Here is an 11,414-nt window from a genome sequence, read left to right as displayed (position 1 = left end):
GAACGGCAGGCAGCTGCTGCCGTTCGCTGAAGCCCGAGCAGGCCTAAGCGAAGACAATCCCGTCGCCAGCAGGAAAACCGTCCTGCCGTTACAATGGCTGGCATGACGAATGCCACGCCACCCGCCTTGCCCGGTACGCGCGCCGCCTACCTGGGCGGGCTGGCGATCGCCATTGGCGGGGCGGTGCTGTTTTCCACCAAGGCCATCGTGGCCAAGCTGCTCTACCGCTACCAGCTGGACGCGGTGACGGTGATTGCCTTCCGCATGCTGTTCTCGCTGCCGGTGTTTGCCGCCATCGCGCTGTGGAAGATGCGCAGCGAACCGCCGCTGGCGCGCGCCGACGCCTGGCGCCTGCTGGGGCTGGGGCTGGTCGGCTACTACCTGTCGTCCTTCCTCGATTTCCTCGGCCTGCAATTCATCACCGTCGGCCTGGAGCGCCTGATCCTGTTCCTGACGCCGACCTTCGTGCTGCTGGCATCGGCCCTGTGGCTCAAGCAGCACATCGGGCGCCGCCAGTGGCTCGCGCTCCTGACCGCCTATGGCGGCATCGTGCTGGTGTTTTTCCACGATTTGCAGGGCGGCGGCAGCAATGTGGTGCTGGGCTCCTTGCTGGTGCTGGGATCGGCCCTGGCCTATGCCGTGTACCTGCTGGCCTCCGGCGAAATGGTCAAGCGCCTGGGCGCGCTGCGCCTGGTGTCGTATGCCATGTGCGTGTCGAGCGCCGCCTGCATCGGCCAGTTCTTCCTGCTGCGGCCCGCCTCCATGCTGGTGCAGCCGCTGGAGGTGTACGGGCTGTCGCTGGTGAACGGCATCCTGTGCACGGTGATGCCGGTGTTTATGACCATGGTGGCGGTGCAGCGCATTGGCGCCGGCGCCGCTTCGCAGGCCGGCATGATCGGCCCTGTTTCCACCCTGTTCCTTGGCGCAGCCGTCCTGTCCGAGCCCATCACCAGCTGGCAGCTGGCGGGAACGGCGCTGGTGCTGGCCGGTATCTATTTGCTGTCGAACCTGAAAGGACAAGTGAAATGACGTGCCGCATTGCCCTGATTGCCCATGATAAGAAAAAGGACGACATGATCGCGCTGGCGCGCGAGTATGCGGAGTTCCTGCGCAATTGCAAACTGTATGCGACCGGCACCACCGGCGGCCGCCTGGTCAAGGAAGTCGGCCTGGAGGTGGAGCGCAAGCATTCCGGCCCGCTGGGCGGCGACCTGCAGATCGGCTCCATGCTGGTGGAGGGGCATATCGACGCCATCATCTTCCTGCGCGACCCGATGACGCCGCAGCCGCACGAGCCGGACATCAATGCCCTGGTGCGTTCCTGCGACGTGCACAATGTGGCCTGCGCCACCAACCTGGCCACGGCCCACCTGGTGCTGTCGCAATTGCAGGCTGGCGCCGCGAAATAGCATTCTGTCGCATGCCGCTTGGCCGCCTGCCGCGCGGCTGGCAAGGTAGCGCCCTCATATAAAAATCGGGGAGACAGGGCATGAAAATCATCGCAGGCGGCATGGCCGCATTCTTTATCGCCGGCGTCGGCACGGCCGCTGCCGCGCCCGCGGGCGCGCCGCCGCTGGCCGGGCACTGGGCCGGCAGTTACGCCGTGGGCAGCGACTTTAATTTCCTGCGCCCGCAGTTCAGCGCGGACGGCAAGGCCAGCGTCGACCTGCCGGCCTTCGACAAGAAGGGCGTGCCGCTGGAGGCGCTGCAGCAGCAAGGCGCCCGCGTGCGCTTCGCGCTGTCCGGTCCGGGCGGCGTGCTGCAGTTCGACGGCAAGCTGCAAGGCAGCCTGCTGGCCGGCACCGTGCGGCTGGACGGCAAGGAGGGCCGGTTCGCTTTCCGCCGCACCCTGGCTGACGACCCGGCGCGCCATCAGCCGCTGCTGGGCGCCTATGAATTCCCCGGCAAGCGCATCGTCGTATTGTCCGAATGGGGCGACTTCCCGCAGATGTTCTACAGCGATGTGCGCAGCGGGCGCTACGCCTCCATGTTCGCCGAGAGCGAGAGCAGCTACTACGCCGGCGCCGGCAACCTGAACCCCGCCGTGCGCGAAACCAGCATGCGCTTCGAAAAGGACAAGTCGGGCCAGGTCACCCGCATGGTGTGGCAGCAACAGGGCAAGAAAGAGGTGGGCCGCCGCTTCGATTTCCGCAGCGAGGAAGTCACGTTCAAGAACGGCGACGTCACCCTGTCCGGCACCCTGGTGCTGCCGGAAGGGAAGGGGCCGTTCCCGGCCGTGGTGCTGACCCAGATGTCCAGCCCTGCCCCGCGCGGCGCCTACGCGCTGCAGGCCTACTACTTCGCCGCGCACGGCATGGCCGCGCTGATGTACGACAAGCGCGGCGTCGGCAAGTCGGGCGGGGAATTCAACAAAGCCACCATGGAGCAGCTGGCTGACGACGCCATCGCCGGCATCGAGCTGCTGGGCCAGCGCGGCGACATCAAGGCCGGTGCCATCGGCACCTGGGGCCACAGCCAGGGCGGCTGGCTGGCGCCGCTGGCCGCCACCCGTTCGCAGAAAGTGGCCTTTGTGATCGCGCAGGCCGCATCGGCCGTGCCGCCGGCCGAACAGGAGGTCTACCGCATCGAGCACACGCTGCGCGCGCACGGCTTCAGCGAGGCGGAAGTGCAGGCCGGCGCCGCCTACCAGGAAAAGCTGATGCGCTGGGTCACCAGCCGCGGCGCCAACCGCGCCGAGCTGCTGGCCGCAGCGCGCGCCAATGAAAACGCGCGCTGGGCCAGCCACGTGGAGATTGTGCCCGACACGCTGAAGGAAAAACCGAGCGAAACCACCACCGTTTTCTACAGCTACGACCCGCTGCCCGAGCTGACCAAGCTGAAGGCGCCGGTGCTCTACATCCTGGGCGAGAAAGACGCCTTCGTGCCGGTGCATAAGAGCGCCAAATTGTTCCGGCAAACGCTGGACGCCGCCGGCCACCAGGACCACCAGGTGTGGATGCTGCCGCGCGCCGCGCACGGGTTGTGGGAAACCGATGTCGATGGCGGCGGCGCTTATATCAATTCAACGCACTGGGCGCGCGAGCATTACCCGCGCATGACGCAATGGCTGCGCGAGCGCGGCTTTATTCGATAGAAAGGAAACGCAGCATGGTCAAGGCGATACGCATGTCCCGCACCGGCGGGCCGGAAGTGATGGAATACGTCGATGTCGAGCTGGGCCCGCCGGGCCCGGGCGAGGCGACGGTGCGGCATGAGGCAATCGGCTTGAACTTTATCGACGTGTACTTCCGCAGCGGCCTGTACCCGCAGCCGCTGCCGGCTGGCCTGGGGCAGGAGGGCGCGGGCGTGGTGGAGGCGGTGGGCGAGGGCGTGAGCGAGGTGCGCGTGGGCGACCGCGTGGCCTATGCCGGGCGCCCGAACGGCGCCTACGCGCAGGCGCGCAATATGCCGGCCGCCGGCCTGGTGAAGCTGCCGGACGCCATCGGCAGCGACACGGCGGCGGCCATGATGCTGCAGGGGATGACGGTGCAGTACCTGTTTCACAGCGCGGCCCCGCTCAAGGCCGGCGACACCATCCTGTTCCATGCGGCGGCGGGCGGCGTCGGCCTGATCGCCTGCCAGTGGGCGCGCGCGCTGGGCGTGAACCTGATCGGCACCGCCGGCTCCGACGAGAAAGCGGCGCTGGCGCTGGCGCACGGCGCGACGCACGCCATCAACTACAACAAGGAAAACTTCACCGAGCGGGTGCGCGAGATCACCGGCGGCCAGGGCGTGTCCACCGTGTTCGATTCGATCGGCAAGGACACCTTCATCGGTTCGCTCGACTGCCTGCGGCCGCGCGGCATGATGGTCAGCTTCGGCAATGCCTCGGGGCCGGTGGCCAACTTCGCGCTGGGCGAACTGGCAGCGCGCGGCTCGCTCTACCTCACGCGCCCGGCGCTGGGCAATTACACCGCCACCCGCGCCGAGCTGGAAGCCTGCGCGCAATCGCTGTTCGACGTGGTGGCGGGCGGCCAGGTGAAAGTGGAGATCAACCAGCGCTATAATCTGGCCGACGCCGCGCAGGCGCACCGCGACCTGGAAGCGCGCCGCACCACCGGTTCCACCATCCTTTTACCGTGAACGCTATGACCGACCCGAAGCAATCCGCCGATGACGACGGCAATCCGAAATTTGGCCGCCTGCTGCTGGTGCTGCTGGCCGTGGTGGCGCTGATCGGCGTGCTGACCTTCGCCACGGAAGCGTATTACCGATAGTCAATATTTCCGGCGAAAGTGTCGGATTTCTTTACATCATAAGTTTTGTCATGGGATTAAGAGGAATTTCTTAAAAGAAATTCCTTTTGCCATCAATGATTTATCTTGTTCTGTAATTCTTAGGCATAGTTCTTGCATGACTGCTTGCCAAACACATTAATTGGAAAGCGGAACCATGAAAGAATTTCTGCTGGGAAAAACCCTGAGCAAATTCCTCGCCCTGGCCGGCCTGGCGCTGTGCGCCGCCGGTGCGCAGGCGGCGCCCATCAACCTGGTGAAAAACGGCGGCTTTGACGCCACCACCAACGGCACCGGCCAGATCGGCTACAACACCCAGGTGAACGACTGGACTTCGCCGGGCGGCTACAACTTCGTCTTCGGTGTGGGCGAGGCCGACACCGTGGGCGCGAAGAGCTGGTTCAACAAACCGGAAAACCCACCGCTGACGCTGTGGGGCGCGAATAACGGCGGCGCCAACGCGCTGGCGGTCAGCGCCAACGGCGGTAATTTCCTGGCGGCGGACGGCGCTTACGGCGTCGAGCGCATCGAGCAGATGATCCACGGCCTGGTGGTGGGTCAGAAATACATGTTGAGCTTTGAATGGGCGGCGGCGCAGCAATTCGGTTTCGACGGCGACACCACCGAGAACTGGTCCGTCTCCATCGACGGCAACACCTTCACCACCGACACCTACCACAACGCCAACCATGCCTCCAGCAGCTGGATGAAGGAGACTTTCTCCTTTACGGCAAAGGGCACCGAGGGCCTGTTGTCCTTCCTGGCGGCCGGTACGCCGGAAGGCTTCCCGCCGTTCTCGCTGCTGGACGGCGTGTCCTTGTTCGCCCTGGGCGACGACGGCAAGCAGGGCCAGGTTCCGGAGCCCGCCACCTGGCTGACCCTGCTGACCGGCTTGCTGCTGCTGGCATTCGCGCGCCGCCGCGCCGCCCGCCAGCGCTAAGCGCGCAGGCCACGCCTTGACCCTGATCGCACTGCAGGCCCTGCGGCTGGCGCTCTGGCTGTGCGTGCTGTGCGCCATTTTCCTGCCGCTGGAGCGCTACTTTGCGCTACGCCAGGCGCCTGGCGGCAAGGCGCTGCGCGGGGACGACCTGTTCTACTATTTCGCCAACAGCCTGCTGCCGATGATTGTGCTGGCGCTGCCGCTGGCATTGGCGGCGCAACTGGCCGGCGCGCTGCTGCCGGCTTGGCTGCCGGCCACGCTGGGCGGCTTGCCCCTGGCGCCGCGCCTGCTGTTGGTGCTGGTGATCGGCGAACTGGGCGCCTATTGGGCACATCGCCTGGCGCACCGCTGGCCGCTGTTGTGGCGTTTCCATGCGGTGCACCACAGCCCGACGCATATCTACTTCCTGGTTAATACGCGCGCCCATCCGGTCGACCTGCTGTTTACCCGCATGTGCAGCCTGACGCCGTTGTATGTGCTGGGCCTGGCGGGGCCGACGGCGGCCGGCAGCGCGGCGCCGGTGGCGCTGATCCTGGTCGGCACGCTGTGGGGCTTCTTCATCCACTCCAACCTGCGCGTCCGTTTCGGGCCGCTGGAGTGGCTGCTGTCGACGCCGGCCTTCCACCACTGGCACCATACCCGGCGCGACCATGTCGACCGTAATTTCGCCGCCATGCTGCCGCTGCTGGATCGCTTGTTCGGCACGCACTACCTGCCGCGCAGCTGGCCTGCCGAGTATGGCAGCGAGACGCCGGTGGCCGACACGCTGCCAGGCCAGCTGGCTGATCCCTTCCTGCCGGCGTCGAAGGCTGGTAATGTTGACCGGACTGAAAGTTAATTTGCTAGAATGGCAAACTTCCGTTGCCATCCTGCCGAGCATTATTCGATGACCGAACGACGCCGTTGTACGCTGCGGTTCCTGGCCTTGCTGGTTGCATGCTGGCTTTCCCTCGCGTCCGCCTGGGCCGCGCCGGCGCCAACACCGGCAGCTGCGGCAGCGCCAGCCTTCAGCCTCGACCCGACGTCGGCACTGCACCCGAAGGCGCACAACAGCAACTGGATCGGCATCCACGACCGGCCCAGTTCACGGCACGGGGTGCTGAGCGACGCCACGCTGCGCGTCCTGCTCTACCTGCTGTGGGCCGTGATCCTGATGGTGCTGGTCTACACTGTGCGCCATTACGCCTTCACCTTCAACCGCTTGTTCGGTGCGCAGCGCCACCCCTATCTGGATGTCAGCAGCGGCAACTGGCCGAGCGTGACCGTGCTGGTGGCCGCGCACAACGAACAGGCCGTGATCGCCGACGCGCTAGGCGCCTTGCTCGAGGTGGACTATCCGCGCGAGCGCCTGCGCATCATGCCCGTCAACGACCGCTCCACCGACGGCACGCGCCGCATCATCGACGAGATCGCCGCGCGCCACCCAGGCCGCATCACGCCCTTCCATCGCAGCGAAGGCAAGCCGGGCAAGGCGGCCGCGCTGAAGGACGCCACCGCGCGGGTCGACAGCGACATCCTGATCGTGTTCGACGCCGACTACGTGCCGGGACGCGGCCTGCTGCGGCAACTGGTGGCGCCGTTCTTCGATCCCGAAATCGGGGCCGTGATGGGGCGCGTGGTGCCGCTCAACACCGGCAACAACCTGCTGACACGCTTGCTCGACATGGAGCGTTCCGGCGGCTACCAGGTCGACCAGCAGGCGCGCATGAATATGGCGCTGGTGCCGCAGTACGGCGGCACCGTGGGCGGCGTGCGTCGCGCCGCGCTGGAGGCGATCGGCGGCTGGCGCGACGACGCCCTGGCCGAGGACACCGACCTGACCTACCGCCTGCTGCTGCGCGGCTGGAAGACCACCTACCAGAACCGCTCCGAATGCTACGAGGAAGTGCCGGAAACCTGGCCGGTGCGCGTGCGCCAGATCATGCGCTGGTCGAAAGGGCACAACCAGGCCGCCTTCCGCTATGCCGGCGCGCTGCTGGGCAGCGACAAGGTGTCGTGGCGCGAAAAATTCGACGGGCTGCTGCTGCTCGGCGTGTTCGCCATGTCGCCCATCCTGCTGGCCGGCTGGGGCCTGGCGATCCTGCTGTTCTACCTTGATGCCAACCACTGGCTGAACGGGGTGCTGGCCTTGTTCTGCCTGATGTCCTACAGCGCGCTGGGCAATTTTGCCGCCTTCTTTGAAATCGGCGCCGCCGTCTACCTGGATGGCAGCCGCCAGCGCATCCGCCTGATGCCGCTCAATTATTTCGGTTTCCTGGTCAGCCTGTTGGCGATTTCCATCGCCACCTTCAACCAGGTGGTGTTCGACTGGCTATTCAAGCGCCAGATGGCGTGGGACAAGACGGAGCGCTACCGCAAACCGGAGGACGGGCAATGAGCTGGACCGTTTTGTTCTTCGCCAGCCTGGCGCTGCTGTTCATACTGCCGTTGCTGCCGGCGCTGCTGGAGTGGCGCCTCAAGCGCGATGCGTTGCCGCTGCGGGTGGTGCGCGAGCACGACGGCAATATCACGCATTTCGCCAAGCGGTTCCATGAATTCGTGACGGCGCGCTTCGCCCAGGCCCTGGACGAGGCGGCCGCCAGCGCGGCGCCGCGCCTGGGACGGCTGGACACGGGCGACGCCTACCAGCTGATCGGCGCTGCCGGCGTGCCGGCCATGCCACCGCAGGCACCCGGCCAGTCAGTGGACGTGTTGCTGCTGGGGGCGGCCGGACTGCAATTGGGCGGCGGCACGCTTTACGAGAAAGAGGTGTACGCGCGCGCCGATATCCGCTGCGGCGACGGTAATTCCTTCCGCGCTTTGCTGGCCGGGGGCGACATCGTGCTGGGTGCGGCTTGCGACGTGCTGCGCTGGGCGCACAGCGACCACCGCCTGGTGGCCGGCGCGCGCAGCCGCTTGTTCGGGCGCGTCTCGGCCGAGCGCGAGCTGGTGCTCCACGGCGACACCCGCTTCGGTCGCATGCACGCGCCGACCATCCGCTTCGGCGACACTGCGCCGGCCGGCACCGTACCGGCGCCGGTCGCGGCGTGGCAGCACACGCCGCTGCAACGTCCCGACCATTTGCTGGACGACGCGGCCGGGCGCTGGCTGCTGGGTGGCGACTGGGCGCTGCCAGAGCGCGCGCACCACGCCGGCAGCCTGGTGGCGCGCGGCAGCATGGCGGTCGGCGCCCAGGCCTGGGTCGAAGGCAGCATCAAGTGCCACGGCGACATGGTGGTGCAGGCCGGCGCGCGCATCGACGGTGCGTTGGTTTGCAGTGGCAATATGACCATCGGCGCCGGCTGCGTGATCGGCGGACCGCTGGTGTGCGAACAGACAATCGCGATCGAGGCCGGCACGGTGCTTGGATCGCTGGCCGTGGAAACCACGGCGACGGCAAATGAAATCCGTGTGCGCGAGGGTGCGGTGGTGCATGGCACCGTGTGGGCGCGGGAGCTGGGCTACGTAGCTCCCGCTGGAAATGTGGGCTGAGACAGGAAGCAGAATTGAGCGAAAAAACCATCCTCCTTTGCATGGGCACCAGGCCCGAGATCATCAAAATGGCGCCCGTGTATTACGCGCTCAAACAGAATGGCCTCGAGCCGCTGCTGCTGCACACCGGCCAGCACGAAGACATGGCCGACCCGATGTACCGCTTCTTCAACATCCTGCCTGATTTCAGCCTGCCGCTGGAGCGCCGCTCGGACGCCTTGCACCATTTGTCGGCGATGCTGCTGGAAAAACTGGGCGCGGCGTTCGAATCGATCAAGCCGGGCGCGGTGCTGGTGCATGGCGATACCGCCAGCGCGGCGATGGCGGCGCTGGCCGCCTTCTATCAGCGCATTCCGGTCGGACACGTGGAAGCGGGCCTGCGCTCGCACAACCGCTACAACCCCTTCCCGGAAGAGAAGAACCGCGAGCTGATCGCGCGCCTGGCGGACTGGCATTTTGCGCCGACCCAGAACGCGCGCCAGAACCTGCTGCGCGAGAATATCGACGATTCGCGCATCCACCTGGTGGGCAACACCATCGTCGATGCAGTGCGCCTGGCCACCAGCGAGTATCCCGAAATGGTGGCCGATCCGGACGAAATGAGCGGCCTGCAGCTGCGTGGCTTGCGCGACATGCTGCCGGGCAGCCGCCTGCTGTTCATCACGGCGCACCGGCGCGAGAACCTGGGGCGCCCGCTGCTCTCGATTTCCAGCACGGTGCGCAAGATCCTGATAGCCGACGAAAAGGTCGTCATCGTGTGGCCGGTGCACAGCAATCCCAAGGTGCGCGCCACGGTCGATGAAGTGTTCGCCGACCTGCCGGAGGAAGTGGCTGCGCGTATTTTTCTGACCCGCCCACTGAGCTATTCGACCACCCTCAACCTGCTCAAGCGCGCCTGGCTGGTGCTGACCGATTCCGGCGGCATCCAGGAGGAGGCGGCTTGCCTGCACGTGCCGGTGCTGATCCTGCGCGAAGCGACGGAGCGCCCGGAACTGGTGAGCAGTGGCGGCGGCCGCCTGATCGGGACCAGCAGCGCCGCCATCCTGAATGCGGTGGGCGAGTTGCGCGACAACCCGGCGGCCTACCAGGCCATGTGCGACGCCATCAACCCCTTCGGCGACGGCTACGCGGCGGACCGCATCAAGGATATCCTGACCCGGAGCATGCATGGCTAACGGTATTGTGCGTACTGGCTGGCTGGTGGGGCTGCTTTGGCTGGCTGCGGGCGGCGCGGCGCTGGCGCAGAGCGGCAGCGTGGAGGCGGGCCTGCTGCACCACAGCCTGAGCGACGGCCTGGGGCAGTGGAACCAGCAGTTCGTGCGCGGCACGCTGCGCACTTCGGAGGCCACGGTGTGGAATGCGGACCTGGTCAACGCGCGTCAGTTCGGCGCGCACGGCAAGCTGGCGGTGGCCGGCGTGACCCACGTATTCAACGACGACTGGTACGGCAGCCTGGGCGCCAGCTACGGCAGCAGCTTCTTCTACCCGAAGGGGCGCGCCGACGCTGTGCTGAACCGCAAGCTGGGCGCGGCGCGCAATGTCGTCGCTACGCTCGGCCTGACGGCGGTCAACGCGCGCGACGGCCACCGCGACCGCAGCGTGCTAGTTGGCCTGTCCTGGTACTTGCCGAACGCGCTGGTGCTGCAGGGCGGCATGCGTATCAACCGCAGCGATCCGGGCGGGGTGATGGCCAACGCCAAATACGTGGCCGCGACCTGGGGCTACAATAAGCAGCAGTATATTGCGGTGCGCTACGACCAGGGTGAGGAGGCCTACCAGTACATCGGCGCCGGCGTCACCGATTTGCTGGTGAACTTCCGCAGCAATGTGGCCAGCGCGACCTGGCGCAAGTGGCTGGGCCAGGACTACGGTTTCCAGTTGCGCGTGGAGGCTTACCATAACCCGTACTACAACCGGCGCGGCATGGAAGCAGCGCTGTTCAAGGAGTTCTGAGCGTGAAGCAGTTGCAGGTATTGCAGCGTAAGATCGACGACCTGCGTTTTCGCGGCTTTGGCGGGTCGGCCATCCGCATGCACCGCTCGATGTACCAGGTCAAGCTCAAACGCAGCAACCTGCTTGGTTCGCTGGCGCTGCCGCTCGTGTTCACCCTTGCGCTGCTGTGCCTCCTGTCGCCCATCCTGGCCTTGTGGCACCATTTGTTCGCGTTCTGGATTCCGCGCATCGCGCCGGGCGGCGTGGTGGCGGTGCGCCAGCTCGACCTGGGCGCCTACTGGCTGGATTTGCCGTATCCGCTGCTGCCGGCCGGCTTGCCGGACGCGCGCCTGTGGTGGGTGACGCTGGCCTGCACTGTGCTTGGCTTCCTGGCCACCAGCCTGGTGCCGCGCGAGCGTTACCTGCCGCTGCGCTATATCCTGCGCGCTTGCCTGCTGGTGCAGGGGACGGCGCTGCTGTACTTTCATTTCTTCCCCAACGACTTTCCTTACGACGCGCCGCGCTACCTGGGCGACGCGTTGTCGATGGCGCTGATCTTCCTGTTCATGTTGCCGTGGGGGCTGGGGCTGACCTATTACGTGTTCGCCTTTTCGCTGTGGCGCAAGATCGGGCTGACGGTATGCACGCTGGCCTATTTTGCACTGGCCTTCCCGATGCAGTACCTGCTGCACGCCTATGTGCTGCAGCACATGACGCTCTTGTTCCTGCCCCTGCTGTACCTGGTTTTCGGCATTTTCCTCGACGTGATGATGTTCGTCGCCCTCTACTCCTGGGGCATGAGCTGGCGCCGTGGCGACGAGGGGGCGTAGGGAGCC

At 66.3% G+C, this 11,414-nt stretch carries 12 protein-coding genes; all 12 read left to right on the top strand.

What is annotated here, in order from left to right:
* The first annotated feature begins 102 nt into the window (after nt 1-102).
* Nucleotides 103-1,029, top strand: a complete 927-nt coding sequence (locus GTP41_RS09490; protein WP_229502807.1) for a DMT family transporter — start codon at nt 103-105, stop codon at nt 1,027-1,029.
* A complete protein-coding gene (locus GTP41_RS09485) occupies nt 1,026-1,409 on the top strand; it encodes a methylglyoxal synthase (protein ID WP_161025341.1) in 384 nt (127 codons plus the stop codon). The genes GTP41_RS09490 and GTP41_RS09485 overlap by 4 nt, the downstream gene beginning before the upstream one ends.
* An 80-nt stretch (nt 1,410-1,489) precedes the next feature.
* On the top strand, nt 1,490-3,094 hold the full coding sequence (locus tag GTP41_RS09480; RefSeq protein WP_161025340.1) for an alpha/beta hydrolase family protein: 1,605 nt from the start codon (nt 1,490-1,492) through the stop codon (nt 3,092-3,094).
* A 14-nt stretch (nt 3,095-3,108) separates the two neighbouring features.
* Complete coding sequence (locus GTP41_RS09475; RefSeq protein ID WP_161025339.1) at nt 3,109-4,083, top strand: quinone oxidoreductase family protein; 975 nt, start codon at nt 3,109-3,111, stop codon at nt 4,081-4,083.
* A 5-nt stretch (nt 4,084-4,088) separates the two neighbouring features.
* Nucleotides 4,089-4,217: a hypothetical protein gene (locus GTP41_RS27635; RefSeq protein WP_260115149.1), complete on the top strand. Its 129-nt coding sequence runs from the start codon at nt 4,089-4,091 to the stop codon at nt 4,215-4,217.
* Between the two features lie 175 nt (nt 4,218-4,392).
* Nucleotides 4,393-5,175 carry a PEP-CTERM sorting domain-containing protein gene (locus GTP41_RS09470; protein ID WP_161025338.1) on the top strand — a complete coding sequence of 261 codons (783 nt, stop codon included), beginning with the start codon at nt 4,393-4,395 and terminating at the stop codon, nt 5,173-5,175.
* Nucleotides 5,176-5,191: 16 nt separating this feature from the next.
* On the top strand, nt 5,192-6,013 hold the full coding sequence (locus tag GTP41_RS09465; RefSeq protein WP_202419683.1) for a sterol desaturase family protein: 822 nt from the start codon (nt 5,192-5,194) through the stop codon (nt 6,011-6,013).
* A 48-nt stretch (nt 6,014-6,061) separates the two neighbouring features.
* The gene (locus GTP41_RS09460) at nt 6,062-7,552 is read left to right on the top strand and encodes a glycosyltransferase family 2 protein (protein ID WP_161025337.1); all 1,491 of its coding nucleotides are present in this window, start codon (nt 6,062-6,064) and stop codon (nt 7,550-7,552) included.
* Nucleotides 7,549-8,646: a bactofilin family protein gene (locus GTP41_RS09455; protein WP_161025336.1), complete on the top strand. Its 1,098-nt coding sequence runs from the start codon at nt 7,549-7,551 to the stop codon at nt 8,644-8,646. Before GTP41_RS09460 ends, GTP41_RS09455 begins: the two co-directional genes overlap by 4 nt.
* Before the next feature lie 14 nt (nt 8,647-8,660).
* The gene (gene wecB / locus GTP41_RS09450) at nt 8,661-9,821 is read left to right on the top strand and encodes a non-hydrolyzing UDP-N-acetylglucosamine 2-epimerase (RefSeq protein ID WP_161025335.1); all 1,161 of its coding nucleotides are present in this window, start codon (nt 8,661-8,663) and stop codon (nt 9,819-9,821) included.
* On the top strand, nt 9,814-10,599 hold the full coding sequence (locus GTP41_RS09445) for a YaiO family outer membrane beta-barrel protein (RefSeq protein ID WP_161025334.1): 786 nt from the start codon (nt 9,814-9,816) through the stop codon (nt 10,597-10,599). Before wecB ends, GTP41_RS09445 begins: the two co-directional genes overlap by 8 nt.
* Before the next feature lie 2 nt (nt 10,600-10,601).
* Nucleotides 10,602-11,408 carry a hypothetical protein gene (locus GTP41_RS09440; RefSeq protein WP_161025333.1) on the top strand — a complete coding sequence of 269 codons (807 nt, stop codon included), beginning with the start codon at nt 10,602-10,604 and terminating at the stop codon, nt 11,406-11,408.
* Nucleotides 11,409-11,414 lie beyond the last annotated feature (6 nt).

The organism is Pseudoduganella guangdongensis (genome assembly GCF_009857475.1).
In the GTDB taxonomy this organism is placed as follows: Bacteria; Pseudomonadota; Gammaproteobacteria; order Burkholderiales; family Burkholderiaceae_D; genus Rugamonas; species Rugamonas guangdongensis.
This window is presented reverse-complemented; position numbering and strand designations above follow the sequence as displayed.